Genomic DNA, 18,846 nt, shown 5'->3' on the forward strand with positions numbered 1-18,846 from the left:
GTTCTCGTACCCGGCGGTAACCGAGCGAACTCGGACCGATCCGACATACCGTGGAGCAATGACCGACGAATTCGATGTCATCGTGATCGGCGGTGGACCCGCCGGCGAGAACGCCGCCGCATACGCCATCGCCGGAAGTAATCGCACCGCCGCAATCGTGGAACACGAACTGGTCGGCGGTGAATGCTCGTATTGGGCCTGTATGCCCAGCAAGGCACTACTGCGCCCGGGGCAGGTCCTCGAGGCGGCCGACGCCTTGCCCGGGGTCCCGGCCGGACCGCTGGACGTCGATGCCGTTCTGAAACGGCGCGACTCGTTCACCCACAACCACGACGACTCGTCCCAGGTCGACTGGGCAACCTCCGCGGGCATCACCGTGATCAAAGGCCACGGGGTCATCGACGGCGAGCGAGCAGTGACCGTCGACGGGACCCGTAAGCTCCGTGCCCGCCAGGCCGTCGTACTCGCCACGGGAACGACCGCCACCGTCCCGAAGACACCGGGATTGCGCGAGGCACTCCCGTGGACCTCGCGCGACGCCACCAACCTGCACGAGGTTCCGTCGCGAGTGGCGGTCATCGGCGGCGGAGTGGTCGCAACGGAGTGCGCAACGTGGTTGTCGTCGTTCGGCGCTCACGTGACGTTGCTCGTGAGGGGCGATGCTCTGTTGAAATCAGCAGAACCGTTTGCCGGAACGATGGTGGCCGAAGCACTCGGTGCCCGCGGTGTGGACGTTCGACTGAGCACTGCCGTCAACTCGGTCTCACGCCCCGATGCCAAGGACACCGGCGAAGGTCACATCCACGGTGGACCCGTCAGCATCGAGACATCGTCCGGCGTGATCGAAGTCGACGAGGTCATCGTCGCGGCGGGCCGCGGGCCGACATCTGCCGATCTCGGCTTGTCCGTCATCGGCCTCGAGGACGGCAAGTACGTCACCACTGACGATCACCTCTGTGCCCAAGGTGAGTGGCTCTACGCCGTCGGCGACATCAACGGTCGTTCTCCCCTCACCCACATGGGCAAGTATCAGGCGAGAGTCTGCGGAGACGTCATCGCCGCGCGGGCCGAGAGCCGCGGACTCAGGGGACCTCGGTACACGGCGTCGGCGGACAACGGACAGGTCCCCCAGGTGGTGTTCACCTCACCCGAAATCGCCTGGGTGGGACGCACCGAGAAGAAAGCTCGCGACGACGGCTACGACGTCGAAGTCGTGGAGATCGAACTCGCCGTCGCGGGATCTTCGCTGCTGCGCGACGACTACTCGGGGCGCGCGAAGTTGGTGATCGACAAGGCCACCGACGTGATCCTCGGCGCTACCTTCGCCGGGCCCGAAGTATCCGAGCTGGTGCATGCGGCGACAATCGCGGTCGTCGGCGCCGTACCACTGGAAACTCTCTGGCATGCGGTGCCCTCGTATCCGACGGTCAGTGAAGTCTGGCTTCGATTGCTGGAGGCTCGCCGCTGACGCGCTCCCGAAGTACGTATAGTCGCGACATGGCGTCCGACATACTTGTGACCACGGCCGACGGCACCCTGCGCGGCCGCCGGGTGGGAAAACTTCGTGCCTGGCGCGGAATTCCCTACGCCCGGCCGCCGGTCGGAACACTGCGTCTGACGCGACCCCAGCCGGTCACGCCGTGGACCGGAGAACGCGACGCGACCAGGTTCGGCGACGCGTCTGTCCAACACAAGAAGGGGCTGTTGCTCGCGCCCGGGAAGTACCAGCCGAGCAGCGAGGACTGCCTGACGCTCAACGTGCTCGCCCCCGCGAACACCGGCAATACTCCGCGTCCCGTCATGGTTTTCATCCACGGTGGGGCAAACACCATCGGGACCTCGGCCACCGGCTTGTACTCGGGCGTGTCCCTCGTCGAACGCGGCGACGTCGTCTACGTCTCGATCAACTACCGACTCGGCGCTCTGGGCTACCTCGATTTCACCCCGTTCTCCACATCCGAGCGCGTATTCGACTCCAACCTCGGACTGCGCGATCAGGTCGCGGCCCTGCAGTGGGTGCAACGCAACATCGCCGCCTTCGGTGGGGATCCTGAAAAAGTCACGATTTTCGGTGAATCCGCCGGAGCCACCGCCGTCACCACCCTGATGGCGACTCCGGCCGCCAAGGGACTCTTTGCCGGCGCTATCGCCGAGAGTTCGGCTCCGGATCTGGTCTCGAGCACGCAGCGATCGCATGCCTGGGGCGCGCGTTTCGTCGAGATCCTCAATTCCGGCCTACCACCCGCGAAGGCCCTGACCTCGGCGACAGCCGTCGAATTGGGCAGAGCCGGAAGCAGACTGGGCGCCGAGGTACTCGCGAACACACCTGGACTACATCCCTTCGGACCGGTCGTCGACGGCGACTTCCTGCCGCGCTCCCCCTTGGACGCATTCAAAGAAGGATCGGCACACCAGGTGCCGATGATCATCGGCACCAACAGACGGGAGGGGACGCTGTTCCCGAAGGTGCTCGACGCACTTCCGACCAACCCGTCGCGCATCGACACCATGTTTGCCCTCACCGATCCCGAGGCCGGGAAGCGCATCCTCGCAACCTATCCCGGCTACCCGGACGAGCAGTCCGCGATCGACGTCGGCGGAGACGTCACGTTCTGGCACCCGTCCGTGGAGTTGATGCAAGCGCACGCACAATCAGCGCCGACATACGCCTACCGATTCGACTTCGCGCCGACGATGATGCGCTGGCTCGGCCTCGACGCCACACACGGATTCGAGATGTTTGCAGTCTTCGGCATCGGTGACACCCTTGTCGGGCGCGGCCTCACCCTTCCCGGCGGTCGACGCGGACTGCGCGCAGTCACCGAATCTGTTCAGGGACACTGGCTTCACTTCGCCGAGCACGGCTCGCCGCGCGGATCGTGGCCGCGCTACGAGGGGCAGGAGCGTCGGACCATGATCTTCGACGAGATCGTCCGCGTCGAGAACGATCCCAGACGTGAACAACGCTTGGCCTGGGCGGGATACAGCGGTTACCGTAGCCACGGCACCGACATCTCCCTACCGTGACGAGCCCCCTCGAGATCACTCTCGATTCCGGGGTCGTACGCGGGCGCCTCGATCGAGGACTGCGCACCTGGCGAGCAATCCCCTACGCAACGGCCCCGACCGGTCCTTGGAGATTTCGCGCACCGCAGCCGGTCGAGGCTTGGCATGGTGTCCGCCCGGCGGAAGCATTCGGCTCTCCGTCTCCGCAGCGCAAGAGCAACTTCGACGAGAACTCACTCTTCGTCAATGTCGTGGCTCCGCAGGTACCGTCGGATTCGTTGCGACCGGTCATGGTTTTCATTCACGGCGGCGCGTACAACGGCGGGAATCCGTCGACGCCCATGTACCGCGGAACGAGCCTGGTCGAACGTGGCGACATCGTCTACGTCTCGATCCAATATCGTCTCGGCGCGTTGGGCTACCTCGATTTCAGTGAATATTCCACTGCGGAAAGATCATTCGAGACGAACCTCGGATTGCGCGATCAGATCGCCGCGATGACGTGGGTCCAACGCAACATCGCCGCTTTCGGCGGCGACCCGAACGCCGTCACCGTCTTCGGTGAATCGTCCGGCGCCAACGCGGTCACCACTCTGATGGCAACGCCGGCGGCACGAGGGCTGTTCGCCCGGGCCATCGCTCAAAGTCCGCCGGCTGCTTCGGCATACGGAAAAGAGCGAGCGCACCGTTGGGCACGCGAGTTCCTCGAGATCGCACAGGCTCCGGATACCGATCCGGGATCGTGGCTGCGCTCCGCTTCGGTGAAGGACCTGGTCGCTGCCGGCGAAGAACTTGCGCGCCGCGGCGCGGACGAAGAACCCGGAACGCGGGCATTTGCTCCCGTGGTGGGTGACGACGTCCTTCCCGAACACCCGCTCGACGTGTTCGCCGCCGGACGCGCCCACCCCGTTCCGCTGCTCGTCGGTTCGAATCTCCACGAGGGAAGAATCTTCCCGCGCGTTCTCGACATCTTGCCTACCGACCCGGTTCGGATCGAGAAGATGTTCTCCCACACCACCCCTGAAGTGAAAGCACGTGCGCTCGCGGCGTATCCCACGTATCCGCACCGGTTTGCTGCCGCAGATCTCGGCGGCGACATCACGTTCTGGGAGCCCGCGATACTCTGCGCACAGGGTCATTGCCAGGTAGCTCCTACCTACAGTTACCGCTACGATTTTGCGCCTCGCCTGCTCAGACTCGTCGGCATGGGCGCTACCCACGCCACCGAATTGCTTGCGGTCTTCGGGCGTTCGGATGCACTCACCGCGGCCTTGACCGCGGTCGGTGGGCGCCGCGGACTGACTGCGGTGACCTCCACCATGCAGCGCCACTGGATCCATTTCGCCCGCCACGGAGTCCCGGACCGGGATTGGCCCGCCTACTCCGTACCGGAGCGGCAAACAATGATCTTCGACGAGACGTCCCGAGTGGAGAACGACCCGATGGGTGAGCGTCGACGGGCTTGGATCGGCTACGAGCACAGGCGCTGAAGCCCGATCAGAAGAACTGACCTTTCACGAAACCTGCGAGTAGGACGGCAAATCCGCCCACCTCACCGAGGATCAGCAGAAACATCCCGAGGTGCAGGGGCGGACCGGCGGACTCGAACTGATTGTCGGTGTCCTTCATCGCACCGTGAGCGATGTAGCTGAATATCGCTGCGAGAAAGAAGAACACGACCACTGCGGCACTGGTCAGGTTGATCCACGTCGGCCACGCACTGAGTTCGACGAACACCGCGATCAGCAGCGTCGCAAACGAGTACATCAGGGCAGCGCGGTGTGCGATGTCGACATACGGATGGGCGAGGTGATTGTCCGAAGTGGCCATCTGTCGGTATTTCCAGATTCCCAGGCACAGGGAGAGAAGGAAGATCAGACCGGCCGCGAGAAGCGTCAGTGTCGTGTCGATCCCCAGCGTCATCTGCCCACCCCGCAGTGCGTTTCCAGCGAGTCACCGCTGGGTGATCCAGCCGAAGGCTTGTCGTAGACGACAACCAGCACCACCGCACGATCCGCCGACACCGACCGCATCCGGTGCGGCGTATTCGCGTCGAAGTACAAGCTGTCGCCGGCGTCGAGGTGCATCGTCTGCCCGGGGATTTCGAATTCTACGGATCCGGAATGCACGAACACGAACTCCTCTCCCGTGTGGTCCATGAACTTGGGACCCATCACCGAGGCCGGATGAACCACGAACGGCTGCATGGCCTTTCCGACCAGTGAGGGCGCGATCGGATCGTAGACGGAAGACTGCACGGAGTTGGCCGGGTCGATCACGCGGTCCTTCGCGCGCACGATCGTCATGGCATTTCCCTCCATACTGTCCGAGAACAGTTGCCCCACATCGGCGTCGAGCACACGCGCAATCTTGAGTGCCACCGCGATCGACGGGGTACTGATACCCCGCTCGACCTTGGAGAGATAGCTCTTCGTCAGACCGGTCTGCTCGGCCAGGCCCTCGAGCGTCAGACCGGCGCGACGCCGATGTGTTCGCAAAAACGCTGCCATTCGGTTCCCCTCACGCGACTTTGTGTCATCACCCTACCAATACATTGACCTGCGGCGATCAGCGATGCATGAATCGAGGGTTGCGCATTTCCGTCCTATATGACACTTTGTGTCTTATAGGTGACGGAATGTCATTGATTTCCGGGTCCCGAGAAAGGCACACCCCATGACCGACACGATGCATACGAGCAAGCAGGAACTCATGGCGACCGCCGAGACGAAGATGCTCACCGAAGTAACGACAGGTAGTTGGACTCTTCGACAGAAGATCGCACTGACCTGCCGGGCACTGTCGGACGCCGGCCACGATTCCGGCCTTGCCGGACAGATCTCCGCCCGCGGTGGGCAGCCAGGAACGTTTGTCACACAGCGACTCGGCCTCGGGTTCGACGAGATCACCGAGGACAACCTCCTGCTCGTCAACGAGGATCTCGAAGTCCTCGACGGGGAGGGCATGCCGAACCCCGCCAACAGGTTCCACAGTTGGATCTACCGCGCACGACCCGACGTCAACTGCATCGTCCACACACACCCACTACATGCGACGGCGCTGTCGATGCTCGAGATTCCCCTCGTCGTCTCCCAAATGGACATCGCGCCGCTCTACGACGACTGCGCATTTCTCGCCGACTGGCCCGGGGTTCCCGTGGGAAACGAGGAGGGCGAGATCATTTCGGCTGCACTCGGCGACAAGCGGGCAATTCTGCTCGCCCACCACGGCCAACTCGTCGTCGGCAACACGGTCGAAGAGGCATGCTCTCTCGGGCATCTGATCGAGCGAGCGGCCAGACTGCAGTTGCTGGCGATGGCTGCCGGAGACATCAAGCCGCTACCGCCTCGCCTGGCGAAGGAGGCACACGATTGGACACTGACTCCTCGGCGCAGCGAGGCGAACTTCGCTTACTACGCCCGTCGCGCTCTCCGCAATCATCCCGACACACTGACCAACTGACTTTTGTTTCCCACCAACAGAACTGAGAGCCTCATGAGCAGCACCATCAAGGGAATCGTCGCCTATCCCGTCACCCCGTTCGACCGGGACACCGGAGCATTCGACCCCAAGCCGCTACACACGCTCCTCGACAGCATGATCAGCAGTGGTGTCGACGCGATAGCCCCACTCGGCAGTACCGGCGAGAGCGCCTATCTCGACGATGCAGAGTGGGAGACGGTCGCTCGGGAGACTGTCGACTACGTCGACCGCCGAGTCCCCACCGTCGTCGGAGTGTCGGATCTGACGACGGCGGGAGCACTCCGCCGAGCATCGATCGCGGCAGACGCCGGAGCCGACGCAATGATGATCCTCCCCACGTCGTACTGGCATCTGGGTGAGCAGGAGATTCGTGAACACGTCACCGCGGTGGCCGATTCCGTCGACATTCCCACGATGATCTACAACAATCCGGCCACCACCGGGATCGACATGTCGCCGGAATTTCTCGTCGATCTCGTCTCCACCGTCGACGGCGTCACGATGATCAAGGAATCCACCGGCGACATCACCCGGATGAACCGCATCAACGAACTGAGCGGTGGCACGATCCCCTTCTTCAACGGCAGCAATCCTCTTGCACTGCAATCTTTCTCTGCCGGTGCAAGCGGATGGTGCACGGCAGCCCCGTGTCTGGCCCCCGAACAGGTGGTGCACTTCTGGCGTCTACTCGAATCCGGTGATCGGTCGGGTGCCGCCGCTGTGTTCGAACAGATCGAGCCGCTACTGAAGGTCCTCGTCAGTCGCGGACTGCCGTCGACGGTCAAAGCCGGGTTGGAATCTCTCGGCATCGACGCCGGCCTTCCCCGCCGGCCCCTGCTGTCCCTCGACGACAACACCAGGACAGCTTTGTCCGACGCTCTGTCGGTGGCTCGCGGTGTAATCGTCGCGTCGTGACCTGACGTGGGAGTGGGTTCCGGCAAGATGGGATGCACACCGACCGAAGGAGGGGCACCATGTCCGTAGATTCACGGTCTGCGAGGATCGCCGTCACCGGCGCGACCGGTCATATCGGCGGACTGGTGGCCCGGTCGTTGGCCGACGCCGGTGTCCCACAGCGGCTGATCGCACGGTCGGTCAACCGATTACCGCAGCTCCCCGGTGCCGATTCGGCCGAGACCACGTACGGGGATCAGAAGCGCGCTCTCGCGGCTCTGGCCGGAATCGACACCCTCTTCATGGTCTCGGCGGCCGAAAGCGCAGATCGTCTGGATCAGCACCGCACCTTCATCGACGCCGCAGCGGAGGCCGGGGTCAGGCACATCGTGTACACGTCTTTCCTCGGCGCTGCTCCGGACGCGACGTTCACGCTCGCTCGCGATCACTGGGTCACCGAAGAACATGTCCGCGCTTCCGGGCTCGCATTCACCTTCCTGCGCGACAGCTTCTACCTCGATTTCCTACCCGCTCTCGCCGGTGAAGACGGTGTGATCCGCGGACCCGCAGGGGACGGTCTCGTCGGCGCGGTAGCGCGCTCCGACATTGCTGCCGTCGCTGTGTCGGTTCTGCAGGATCTGGATTCTCATGTCGGACAGACGTACAACCTGACCGGACGGGAGGCACTGACGCTCTCCGAGGCCGCGAGCATCATCACCGAAGTCACCGGCAAGCGAACCACGTACGTCGAGGAAACGCTCGAGGAAGCTTACGAATCGCGGGCGTCGTACAACGCACCCGCTTGGGAACTCGACGCATGGGTGTCGACGTACACCGCAATCGCGCAGGGTGAATTGGCGCTGATCACGGGCACCGTGGAGGACCTTGTCGGCCGGCCTGCGCTCACGCTGCGTGAATTCCTCACAGCAGAAACCGCCTGATGCCACCACGCAAAGCAACCACGGCACGCAAGGCTGCCGCAAAGAAGGCTGCACCGCAGAAGGCTGCACCGAAGAAGGCTGCACCCAAGAGGAACACGACCAGAAAGACCGCCCCGAAGAAGACTGTCGCAAAGAAGAGCTCACGCGCGACGATGCCGGATGTGCCGACTGCCGGCCCTGGTGAGAGAGTCTGGCTCCTCGACGTTCCCTTTCGGACGCCGGCGCCTGGTGCGCAGTTCGTCAAGAAATGGAAGAGCTACGCGTGGGTCGGTACGGAGTTGCCCGTAGAACTCGCTCCATTCAAGGCACTCCCCTTCTCTTATCAGCAGTGGGTAGAGGACGACATCAATGACAGCACCGGTGAACGTCCCGTTGCTGCACCCAAAATTCCTCGGCCCGAGCAGGTTTCGGGGGCTGCAGCCGTCGTCGATGCCGCTCGCGCCGGCAAACGCGGATTTCTGTTGGCAGACAATGCAGGCCTGGGTAAGACGCTGATCGCAGTGATGTCTGCCAAGACGATTGCCGAGGAGCGCGGCGAAACCAACATCCTCGTCCTCGTCGATCGACCCGCACAGATCACCATTCCGCATTGGCGCTATTCCATCGCCTCGGTGGGCGACGGTGGATTCCGCTGGTTGATCATGTCGCCTGACCAATTGAAGAAGCTGATCGCGCGAAACGGCCGCCCCAAGTACACGTTCGGTGTGGTGATTGCCGACGAGGCCCAGCTGTACAGCAACGACACACAGCGCACGGCGGCATTCGAGAAGGTCGCGCGCTTTTCGAATGCTCACGAGCAAGCGCCGTTCGTCCTGTCCGTGACGGCAACACCGGGACACACGCCGGCCGACCAGCGTTACCTGGCACCGCTTTTCGCGCAGCTGCATTCAGAACCTTCGGAGTACTGGTCCGACCTGGGCGCCAGGCTGGTCGAGTCCGGCCTTCCGCTGGACAAGTCCTACGGGAAGTGGACGTGGAGCGCAGAGGCGAAGGAATCACCTGCGCTGCAATCTCGCGCGCTCGAGACCGTGCGTGGGTGGATGTCGAACAGCAAACCGCCCTTGATGATTCATCGACCGACTCCGTGGGGACCCGTTCCGCTCGACGGTATGCCGATCGACCTCACCCATGCCCAGCGCGCCGAGTACGAGACGGAGTGGGCCGAGTACGCCTACGAAATGGGATTGGCCCGCAAGAGTCGCAACATCGCGCGCGGCCGTGCGCTGGTTCTGCGCTACCGACAGAAAGCGGGCATGATCCGCGCCGAGTCGACGGCCCAGTGGGCGCAGGCGCAGGTCAAGGCAGGCAAGCAGGTGTTGGTGGCCGTCGAATTCGTCTCCACGGCAGGTGATCCACTGGTCGAGATGATCGAAGACGCCGGGATCTCGGTGGCAAAACTGTTCGGTGCGGTGCCGGACAAGGAGGGTCAACGTCTGCGGTTTCAACGCGGGGACGCACCGGTCATCGTCTTCAATGTCACGACCTCGATCTCGCTCCATGCCAACGAAGCACTCCCGGACGGCACTCACGCGTCCCCGTTGCCACGGACGGGAATCTTTCATCAACCGCGATACTCAGGGATCGCGGCAGAACAGACGTTCGGTCGGTCGCATCGCGACTACCAGACGTGCCCGTGGGTCATACCCTTCGGCGTGGGCACCAAGGAAGAGGACGTCGCCACGGTCATGTTGCGCAATCTCAATTCGGTCACAGGTCTGAAAGGTGGTGATCGATCCGGTCTGCGGTCGCTGTCCGAACTGCTCGGCGTCGAGTGGCTCGAGCCTGATGTCTTGACCTCGGAGGGTTGATCTTCCAACGACCGTCCAACGCGCACAAACGAACGGTTTCGGCGGTATGCCCCAATTCTACTCCACCAAAACCGAATTCGGCTGACCGCTTCATTCCTTTCGGGACCTTGGGACTCAGGTATCTGTGACCAGACGTGGCAGACTCTTTCGAGTCGAGGTGCACCAGCCTCGAAACAGTGCCGAGAATGCGAGGGGTCCGATGCGCAATATCTACCGGTCATTGATGCGCAATGTCGGCCATACACAATGGTTCTCGGATCTCGGCAAGGATCTGGTTCCGCTCGATCGAGCAGTGCAGAGAGTGTCGGGAGGCAAGCTCTCGCTGGTCGGAGAGAACACCGTGACTCAGCTACTGCTCACCACGACGGGCCGTAAGACCGGCCGTTCTCGAACCACGCCACTCCTGTACGCACCCGACGGCGATGCGTTTGTCGTCGTCGGTTCGAACTGGGGGCAGGATACGCATCCAGCATGGACACTCAATTTGATGGCAAACCCCACCGCAATCGTGACAGTGAAGGGCGTCGAAATACCGGTCGGTGCGAGTCTGGCGGAGGGCGCCACGCGTAAGAAGCTGTGGGAGCTCGCGACCACCACGTGGCCGCCGTACGAAACCTACGCCGATCGAGCATTCGGGCGCCAGATCCGCGTATTTCGACTCCAACCTGTCAAATAACTGCTGCCGGGCGCAGGATGGGAAGGACCACCCTGCCGATCTCAGGAGCATTCGCGAATGTCCACAGCACTGACTCACGCAGAAGACACACAGATCACAGCTTCCAACGGGCGGATCGCACTGGAGCCGAACCCCCGCCGAATTCGAGCCTTCTTCGCTGGTCACGCCGTCGCAGACACCACTCGTTCGGTATACCTTTTCGAACGCGGCCGCCTGCCGATGTACTACATCCCCCTCGCGGACGTTCGTACCGAATTCCTCGTCCCGACGTCGACGACCACCCATTGCCCATGGAAAGGTGACGCCACCTACTGGACGATCGAGATCGGGGATCGCCGGGCCGAGGACGCCGTCTGGACCTACCCTGAACAGTTCGACGGTTCCCTGGATCTGAGTGAGTACGTCGCATTCTATTGGGATCGCATGGACGCCTGGTACGAGGAGGATCAACAGGTCTTTGTCCACGCCCGCGATCCATACGTACGTATCGACGCACTCCCCTCGTCCCGCCACGTCCGGGTTTTTGTCGGCGACGTACTGGTCGCCGAGACGAGACGACCCAGACTGCTCTTCGAAACCGGACTGCCCACGCGGTACTACATTCCGAGAATCGACGTTCACAGCGAGTACTTTGCGCCGTCCCCGACCACCACGGCCTGCCCCTACAAGGGCACTGCGTCGTATCTGTCGTTCACCGGCACAACCGAACTCGCTCCGATCGAGGATCTGGCGTGGTTCTATCCGTTCACTACCGCCGAAGCGTCCGGGATCGACGACCACGTGTCGTTCTATCCCGAACGCGTCGGCAAGATCCTGGTGGACGGTGCCGAAATCTGAAAGGTGCTGGAGCCGAGAAGGTGTGGGTGCCTACCCCACTGCAACAGGGGATTCCGGGATTCGCAGTTCAGCCGTCTCCAGTCGGCGATCATGCACCCACACCATCGCCGTTGCAACGGAGAAGACCAACCCGGCGATGCATACTCCGTTCCAGCCGTACGACTTCCACACCACTGACCCCACCGCCGAGCCCACGGCAGCACCGACGAAGTAGGTGGTCATGTACACGGAATTCACACGCGAACGCGCTTCGGGGACAAGGGCGTAGATCACGTTCTGGTTGCTGACGTGCACTCCCTGCAGCGCGAGGTCGGCAAGGACGATGGCAACGAGAAACCACACCACGTGGGTGGCACCGGCGACAAAGGGAAGCCACGACACCAAGAGAATCGCGATGGCGCCGCCGGTCGCCAGCTGACCCAATCCCCGATCGGCCAGTCTGCCCGCCACCGTCGCCATCAAAGCTCCCGCCACACCGAGTAGTCCGACCAAGCCGATTTGAGTGTCGCTGTAGCCGAATTCGCCGGACAGAAGAAAGGCCATCGTCGTGAAGACGGTGCTGACAGCAGCAAAAGCCAGTCCGCCCATGGCCGATCGGGTTCTCAGGCGCGGCAAGGTCGCAGCCAACTTCCCTACCGAAGCGAGCGTTGCGCGGTAGCTTGCCTTCGGGCGATCTGCGGAATCGGAAGGCAGAGATCGCCACAATGCCACGGCCATCACCACCATCAGCACCGCCGCAACCTTGTATACCGTCGACCAACCTCCCAGTCCGGAGAGGACGCCGGCAACGCTGCGCGCCAGCAGGATTCCGATCAGCAGTCCGCTCATGATCGTGCCGACCACCTGACCGGACCTCTCAGGTTCGGCCAGTGAGGCGGCAAACGGAATGAGCACCTGGGCGGCGACCGAAAAGACTCCAGCGACAGCGATTCCCACTGCCAGCGTGGCAAAGTTGGGCGCAAATCCGCTGACCGCTTGACCGGTCGCCGCCAGCAGCATGAGCCCTACCGTCAGCTTGCGTCGGTCCACCATGTCGCCCACCGGAACCAGAAGTATCAATCCGAGTGCATACGCGACCTGCGCGATGGTCACCGTCGCGGCCGCTGCGGAGGCCGACACATTCAGGTGATCTGCGATGGAATCGAGGAGTGGCTGGTTGAAATAGTTACCGCCCGCGCACAGGCCCGTCGCCGCAGCCATCAGCAGCACTATCGGTAGTCCGAGCCTCGGACGCGCGTCGCTTGAAATCATGTCGTCAAGCATGACCGCCTACACCGACGCGCGTCCAATAGATAGATATGCATGATCTATCTCCAGAAACGATAGATTGGTGCAATGGAACTACGTCACATCCGCTACGCCCTGGCAGTCGCGGAAGACAGACACTTCAGCCGAGCAGCGTCGCGGTTGCACGTTTCCCAGTCCGCCTTGAGTGCCCAGATCAGAGACCTCGAAAAGGAACTGGGAGTCGAATTGTTCAACCGGAACAGCCGAAACGTCGGCCTGACTGCTGCAGGCGAGGTTTTTGTCGCCCGCTCCCGCGAGGTACTCGGCGCCGTGTCGAGACTCGTCAGTGATGTCTCGGCACGGAGCAACGAGCAAGTGCGGTTGACGGTCGGCACCATCACCTCGGCGGGGCGCGTCGACGTCGGACGCGCGCTGGCAGATCTGACACGGCGCCACCCTGCAATCAACATCACCGCGCGACCGTACGGCAGTGAAGTAGTTATCGAGGGAGTCCGGTCCGGTGCAATCGACGTCGGCATTGTCGGATTGGCCGCAGGTCGCCTACCCAAGAGCTTTGCCGCCGCACCGCTGTGGAGTGAACCCACCGCAGCGTTCGTTGCTCCTGACCATCCCTTCGCCCACGCTTCGTCGATCAGGCTCGAAGACCTACGCGATCACACTCTCGTGGACTTCGCCTCCGGCAGCGAGGCCCGTGTCCAAACCGACCAAGCCTTCGCCGAATCACAGGTCCCTCGGGGAAAAACACTTGAAGCCAACTCGGTAGACCTGATCTGTTCACTGACCGCCAACGGCCTGGGCGTAGGTTTGCTCCCCCAGTCCATGAGCGCCCTGCACCCCGAATTGGTCTGTATTCCGATCACCGATGCGCCGCATCGGATCGTCCACGCAATCACCGAACCCACCCATTCGTCGGCGCTCGCCCGCGAGTTCGTCGAACTACTCGCAGCGCAGTTCGCTACTTGAGCAGTTTCGACATTCGCCTGTCCGCCAACGGTTTACCGCCGGTCTGGCACGTCGCGCAGTATTGAAAAGAGCGCTCCGCGAACGACACTTCGCGTACGACGTCACCGCACACCGGGCACGGAAGTCCGGTACGAGCATGCACTCGCATCCCCGAGCGTTTCTCACCTTTGAGCCGGGCCGCGTCCTGACCTTCCGAACGCTCGATCGCGTCGGCCAGCGTAGATCGCATCACGGCATACAGCGTCGAAATCTGATCCGGCGTCAGCCGCGACGAGGTCGCGAAAGGCGAGAGTTTCGCGGTGTGGAGGATCTCGTCCGAGTAGGCGTTCCCGATACCGGCGATCAACGACTGCTCGACTATCGAGTTCTTGATCCGCGCCGACGTTCCGCCCAGAATCTGTGCGAACTCGGCTTCGGTCACGGCCATCGCGTCCGGCCCCAACCGGGCGATGCCCGGAACCTCCTGCGGATCGTTCACGACCCAGACGGCGAGGCGTTTCTTGGTGCCGGCTTCGGTGAGATCGAATGCCGGCGTCAACCCTTCGGGTGTGAAGAAATGAACGCGCAGCGCCAACGGCCCCTTCCCCGGCTTCGGCGGCGTCGCCGATGGATTGTCCAGCCAGCGCATCCAGCCGGCACGGGAGAGATGCGTGACCAACCACAACCCGTCGCAATCCAGAGCCAGATGCTTCCCGAAGCGGGCGGCGCCCGTGACGTCACGCCCCTGCAGAGCAGTGATCGGCGGATCGAAGGTCTTGAGCACACTCAATGCAGCGATGTCGACGCGTCCCACCACTGCGCCGACCGCGTGCTGACGAAGGAACCCTGCCAGCGCTTCCACCTCGGGTAGTTCAGGCATGGCAACAGACTAACGCCGACCACGGACACTCACAGCGCGCTCAGTCCGTTTCCGTCTGCAGCACCACCGAATGCCCACCGCGTGCCTTCGCGGAGTACATCGCCCGATCCGCTCGCCGCAGCAGAGTCGGGTAGGCGACCAGCGCATCATCCGCTGATTCGAAAGGCCCTGCAATCTTCGCGATTCCGACGCTCATCGCCACCTCGGGATGATCGGGCGAGGTGATCGTCGAACGGAGTAGCTCATGTTCGAGTCGATGGAACGAGCGTTGATCGACCGAATCGACGATGACGAACTCGTCGCCGCCTATCCGTGCGATCAAGGCCGCCGGGCCGGCGCATTCGACCAGCCTCGATCCGACTTTTTCGATCACAGCGTCACCGACGGTATGTCCGTACTCGTCGTTGATGGCCTTGAATCGATTGATGTCGACGGCGGCGACTACCAAGAGCGCCGAGTGCGTGTACGACCGCTCCAGCAACAGTCGTACTTCGTCGGCCAGTCCCCTCCTGTTGAGCAGTCCCGTCAGTGGGTCCAATTGCGAGTTCAACGCGTCGGTGCCGAGGATGGAGAAAATGAACTGACAGGCAAAGGGAATCACGTAGATTGCCGCGCCGACCAGTACTACCAACGCGACCAGAACCGGAACATCCACATCGTTTTCGACCACGGCCGTACGTGTCACGATGCCGATGACCACGACGAATACCCACAACATGTGAAGGCTCTGTATTCGAGCATTGTGGAAGAACGCGATGTATCCGCCGATCACCGAGAACATCACGGCGTGTGCCAGTGCTGCAAGTGGATTGGAGTACAGCAGCATTGCGGCCGCTATTCCCACTTCCGAGTAGAGCACAAAGGCGTAAGACCAGGAACGGGAGAGATTGCGCCTCGTCGAGAGGGCGACGGCCATCATCACGGTTATGACCATGATGACTGCGTTCGCGGAGCGCGCGTGCGCAGTGGTCGGTCCCTGTGGACTGAAGCGAGTGAGGAACATGATCACGGTGACCAGTACCAACGAGCAGACGACGAGAAACCGCGAGGCGACGGTCAACCCTTTGTCCGCGAGATAGCGATTGAAGGTGTCGAATTGGTCCGGACGCCGATACCAATCGACAAGTTGAGAAGAGATCAGCCGGAACGCGGGACCCGAGAGCGGTCGTCGAGACGCCACGGCGTCCGAACGCTCAACACTCTCGGCAGATTCCATAGTGTCAGGGTAATCCAGTCAACTCCCCGCAATCAGACAATTTTCACTGTTTGCCGTCCCACATCACAACCTGATCGCCGCCGGCGGCCTTCGCGCGGTACATCGAGGCATCGGCTACTCGAAACAGTTCCGTCAACTCCTCGTCGGAAATAATCGACGACCATTCGGCAGAGGTGATCGCGACTCCGACGCTGGTGGTCACTACCGGATCACGATCGTCGATTCGCAAGTGCCTTCGCAGATTGTCTTCGAACGCAGGCGCTGCGCCGACGTCTATCGTGTCTACCAACACGAACTCGTCCCCACCGAATCTGGCGAAGAGCGCCTTCTCGCCGCCGCACCACCGCAGTCGATCAGCAATCTGGCGAAGTACGAGATCGCCTTCCTCGTGCCCCTGTGAGTCGTTGACGCTCTTGAACGAATCGACATCGACAATCGCGACGACATACGACGACTTGCTCGACGCATGCCCCGTCGCCCCCATTTCGACAACAGCTCGCTGCAGCCCGCGCCGATTCAGAAGCCCTGTCAACGGATCCACATCCGAACTGTCCGCGTCGGAGCCGAGAAGTGAGAGGACGAACTGGCAGGCGAACGGGATGACCACGATCCCGGTGGCGATGATCAGACACAGTGCGGTGGCCAACGCAGGATCCGCGTAGACCGCAACCTTTCGGCCGACCACTGCCAGAACCACGATGGACAGCGCGATGTGAACCGCCTGGAGTCTCGCGTTGTGAAAGTACGCGATGTAACCACCGATCAGTACGAAGAGCACACACTGGATCAACCCGATGAAAGGGTCGTTGTTCAAGAACACACCGACGAATACGCCGACCTCGCAGTAGGCGACAAAGAAGTACGACCACCGACGCGTGATTTCGGGCAGAAGGCAGAAGAGCACGATCACCGCAATCGTGACGGCGATGATAACGGCGTTGACGACGCTGGTGACGTGGTTGTGCACGCCCGCGTCGCTGAAGCGCAGCAGAATCATCGCAATGATGACCGTCGTCAGCGAGCCGATGACCAGCAATCGGACAGCTAGCTCCAGGCCCTTCGTGGCGAGGTATCGATTGAAACTGTCGAATTGATCAGGACGCCGATACCACTGAACCAGAAGGTCGAAAGCCGACTTCACAGCTGATTTTTCACGGCCACGCGGCGCGGGCAGAATCGACTGCAGTCGGTCCTGCCCGAACGATGTCATGCGCAGATCATAGGTGCGCAGACCGCCGTTCGGGATCAAGAGTGCAGGATCGAGGCGGCAAATCCAGGGTCGGTTGTCAGCGCCGAACGAGGTACGTATCCATGATCCAACCGTGCTTCTCACGCAACTCCGCCCGGCGAGCGACGATCCGATCTTCGACGTCACGCAGTTTGCCGGAAATCAACTCCTCGTCCGGGGTCCCGAGGTATGCGCCCCACCAGATCTCGGCGTCGTTTTCGCTTACCTGAGTGAAGGTGCAATGCGCGTCGAGCATCACGACGGCATTGTCCACGCCGTCGGGCAATCCCTCGGCCAGTTTGCGGCCGGTCGTGATGTGGATGGGTTCGCCGATTCGGTTGAGGACGATTCGGTGTTGTGCAGCCAGCGACTGCACGCTGGTGATTCCCGGGATGACGGAGTAGTCGAACGAAACTCTCCCGCGAGCGAGCACGCGCTCGACGATCCGCAGAGTGCTGTCGTAGAGGGAGGGATCACCCCAGACGAGAATCGCGCCGACGCCAGGTTCGGCCGCGAATTCCGCTTCGAATTTCGCGGCCCGACGCTCGTGCCAGTCCTCGACAACCCCCTCGTAATCGGTGGGGGTTCGGTCCCGCGGCGGGTCCGTGATCTCGACCACCTTGTAGTCGAGGTGAACGTGCTCGTCGAGAAGGCCGGTGCGCAAGTCGACCAGGGCCTGCTTCTCGTCACCCTTTCCGATGATGAAGAAGGTATCGGCCCTGTTCATAGCCTTGATCGCCTGAACCGTCACCTGGTCGGGATCACCAGCACCGATACCGATCACCAAGAGTTCGCGCATGTGCCGAGGCTATATTGCCGTGCGCCTTTATTAACCGCCGGAGGTTAATAAAGGCGCACAGCAGGGCAGGCCCTAGACTGATTCCCGTGACTGTCTCCACTGCTTACGAAGACCTACTCCGGCTCGTCATGGAGACGGGTACCGCCAAATCCGATCGAACCGGAACCGGCACCCGCAGCATCTTCGGTCACCAGATGCGTTTCGATCTTGCCGACGGCTTTCCGCTCGTCACCACCAAGAAGGTCCACCTCAAGTCGATAGTCAACGAACTCCTGTGGTTCCTGCGCGGCGACTCCAACGTGGCGTGGCTGCACGAGCACGGCGTCTCCATCTGGGACGAGTGGGCCGACGAGAACGGTGAACTCGGCCCCGTCTACGGCGTCCAGTGGCGTAGCTGGCCCACCCCTTCGGGCGAGCACATCGACCAGATCACGCAGACCGTCGAGACTCTGCGCTCCAACCCCGATTCGCGGCGGATCATCGTTTCGGCGTGGAACGTCGCCGACATTCCGCAGATGGCCCTGGCGCCGTGCCACGCTTTCTTCCAGTTCTACGTCGCCGACGGCAAGCTCTCCTGCCAGCTGTACCAGCGCAGCGCCGACATGTTCCTCGGCGTTCCGTTCAACATCGCCAGTTACGCGCTGCTCACCCACATGATGGCCCAGCAGGCCGGACTCGACGTCGGCGAGTTCGTCTGGACCGGCGGCGACTGCCACATCTACGACAATCACGTCGACCAGGTGACCGAGCAGCTCGGCCGCGAACCGCTGCCGTTGCCGACCCTGAAGCTGAACAAGCGCGACTCCATCTTCGACTACACCTTCGAGGACGTGGAGATCGTCGACTACCAGCACCACCCCGCGATCAAAGCCCCGGTAGCGGTCTGAC

Annotated in this window: 18 protein-coding genes; 11 read left to right on the forward strand and 7 right to left on the reverse strand. The window is 62.3% G+C overall.

Translation table 11 applies throughout. From position 1 onward, the window contains the following. The first annotated feature begins 58 nt into the window (after positions 1-58). The 3 genes from P0M12_RS04305 to P0M12_RS04315 are packed head-to-tail and all read left to right on the forward strand — an operon-like array spanning position 59 to position 4,496. The gene (locus P0M12_RS04305) at positions 59-1,468 is read left to right on the forward strand and encodes an NAD(P)/FAD-dependent oxidoreductase (RefSeq protein WP_073512746.1); all 1,410 of its coding nucleotides are present in this window, start codon (positions 59-61) and stop codon (positions 1,466-1,468) included. 29 nt (positions 1,469-1,497) lie between these two features. Beyond that, the gene (locus P0M12_RS04310) at positions 1,498-3,027 is read left to right on the forward strand and encodes a carboxylesterase/lipase family protein (RefSeq protein WP_003946388.1); all 1,530 of its coding nucleotides are present in this window, start codon (positions 1,498-1,500) and stop codon (positions 3,025-3,027) included. After that, positions 3,024-4,496 carry a carboxylesterase/lipase family protein gene (locus P0M12_RS04315; protein WP_275231559.1) on the forward strand — a complete coding sequence of 491 codons (1,473 nt, stop codon included), beginning with the start codon at positions 3,024-3,026 and terminating at the stop codon, positions 4,494-4,496. The genes P0M12_RS04310 and P0M12_RS04315 overlap by 4 nt, the downstream gene beginning before the upstream one ends. Before the next feature lie 7 nt (positions 4,497-4,503). Here the strand turns inward: P0M12_RS04315 and P0M12_RS04320 are convergent, their stop codons facing one another. Both P0M12_RS04320 and P0M12_RS04325 read right to left on the reverse strand, forming a co-directional pair. Further along, the gene (locus tag P0M12_RS04320) at positions 4,504-4,929 is read right to left on the reverse strand and encodes a hypothetical protein (protein WP_003946354.1); all 426 of its coding nucleotides are present in this window, start codon (positions 4,927-4,929) and stop codon (positions 4,504-4,506) included. Beyond that, a complete protein-coding gene (locus P0M12_RS04325) occupies positions 4,926-5,516 on the reverse strand; it encodes an XRE family transcriptional regulator (protein WP_003946400.1) in 591 nt (196 codons plus the stop codon). The genes P0M12_RS04320 and P0M12_RS04325 overlap by 4 nt, the downstream gene beginning before the upstream one ends. 166 nt (positions 5,517-5,682) lie before the next feature. On the opposite strand from P0M12_RS04325, the gene P0M12_RS04330 reads away from it, so the two are divergent. The 6 genes from P0M12_RS04330 to P0M12_RS04355 all read left to right on the forward strand — a co-directional run bounded on the left by P0M12_RS04330 (position 5,683) and on the right by P0M12_RS04355 (position 11,645). Then, positions 5,683-6,468 (forward strand): aldolase, encoded by a 786-nt coding sequence (locus P0M12_RS04330; protein ID WP_073512722.1) that lies wholly within the window; start codon positions 5,683-5,685, stop codon positions 6,466-6,468. Between the two features lie 33 nt (positions 6,469-6,501). Then, complete coding sequence (locus P0M12_RS04335) at positions 6,502-7,404, forward strand: dihydrodipicolinate synthase family protein (RefSeq protein WP_073512721.1); 903 nt, start codon at positions 6,502-6,504, stop codon at positions 7,402-7,404. A gap of 59 nt (positions 7,405-7,463) precedes the next feature. Beyond that, a complete protein-coding gene (locus tag P0M12_RS04340) occupies positions 7,464-8,324 on the forward strand; it encodes an SDR family oxidoreductase (protein ID WP_277377472.1) in 861 nt (286 codons plus the stop codon). After that, on the forward strand, positions 8,324-10,132 hold the full coding sequence (locus tag P0M12_RS04345) for a DEAD/DEAH box helicase family protein (protein ID WP_073512720.1): 1,809 nt from the start codon (positions 8,324-8,326) through the stop codon (positions 10,130-10,132). Before P0M12_RS04340 ends, P0M12_RS04345 begins: the two co-directional genes overlap by 1 nt. Positions 10,133-10,331: 199 nt before the next feature. After that, positions 10,332-10,808, forward strand: coding sequence for a nitroreductase/quinone reductase family protein (locus P0M12_RS04350; RefSeq protein ID WP_003946395.1), 477 nt, complete (start codon positions 10,332-10,334; stop codon positions 10,806-10,808). Between the two features lie 57 nt (positions 10,809-10,865). Further along, positions 10,866-11,645 carry a DUF427 domain-containing protein gene (locus P0M12_RS04355; protein WP_050655572.1) on the forward strand — a complete coding sequence of 260 codons (780 nt, stop codon included), beginning with the start codon at positions 10,866-10,868 and terminating at the stop codon, positions 11,643-11,645. 30 nt (positions 11,646-11,675) lie between these two features. Here the strand turns inward: P0M12_RS04355 and P0M12_RS04360 are convergent, their stop codons facing one another. Beyond that, on the reverse strand, positions 11,676-12,908 hold the full coding sequence (locus P0M12_RS04360; protein WP_042921334.1) for an MFS transporter: 1,233 nt from the start codon (positions 12,906-12,908) through the stop codon (positions 11,676-11,678). A gap of 72 nt (positions 12,909-12,980) precedes the next feature. Between P0M12_RS04360 and P0M12_RS04365 the strand changes: the two genes are divergently transcribed. Further along, on the forward strand, positions 12,981-13,856 hold the full coding sequence (locus P0M12_RS04365) for a LysR family transcriptional regulator (RefSeq protein ID WP_277377473.1): 876 nt from the start codon (positions 12,981-12,983) through the stop codon (positions 13,854-13,856). Here the strand turns inward: P0M12_RS04365 and P0M12_RS04370 are convergent. From P0M12_RS04370 to cobF, 4 genes are all read right to left on the reverse strand, one after another. Continuing rightward, a complete protein-coding gene (locus P0M12_RS04370; RefSeq protein ID WP_007727653.1) occupies positions 13,849-14,715 on the reverse strand; it encodes a DNA-formamidopyrimidine glycosylase family protein in 867 nt (288 codons plus the stop codon). The genes P0M12_RS04365 and P0M12_RS04370 overlap by 8 nt on opposite strands. A gap of 40 nt (positions 14,716-14,755) precedes the next feature. Continuing rightward, positions 14,756-15,931, reverse strand: coding sequence for a GGDEF domain-containing protein (locus P0M12_RS04375; protein ID WP_042449063.1), 1,176 nt, complete (start codon positions 15,929-15,931; stop codon positions 14,756-14,758). 43 nt (positions 15,932-15,974) lie between these two features. Next, entirely contained in the window at positions 15,975-17,141 is a 1,167-nt protein-coding gene (locus P0M12_RS04380) for a GGDEF domain-containing protein (protein WP_260646196.1), read from the reverse strand. A 76-nt stretch (positions 17,142-17,217) separates the two neighbouring features. Further along, positions 17,218-17,958, reverse strand: coding sequence for a precorrin-6A synthase (deacetylating) (cobF, locus tag P0M12_RS04385; RefSeq protein ID WP_277377474.1), 741 nt, complete (start codon positions 17,956-17,958; stop codon positions 17,218-17,220). 86 nt (positions 17,959-18,044) lie between these two features. Here cobF and P0M12_RS04390 point away from each other — a divergent pair, with 86 nt between their 5' ends. Then, on the forward strand, positions 18,045-18,845 hold the full coding sequence (locus P0M12_RS04390) for a thymidylate synthase (RefSeq protein ID WP_003946427.1): 801 nt from the start codon (positions 18,045-18,047) through the stop codon (positions 18,843-18,845). The last annotated feature ends 1 nt before the right edge of the window (position 18,846 follow it).

The sequence above is a fragment of the Rhodococcus sp. RCBS9 genome, assembly GCF_029457415.1.
GTDB lineage: Bacteria > Actinomycetota > Actinomycetes > Mycobacteriales > Mycobacteriaceae > Rhodococcus_F > Rhodococcus_F qingshengii.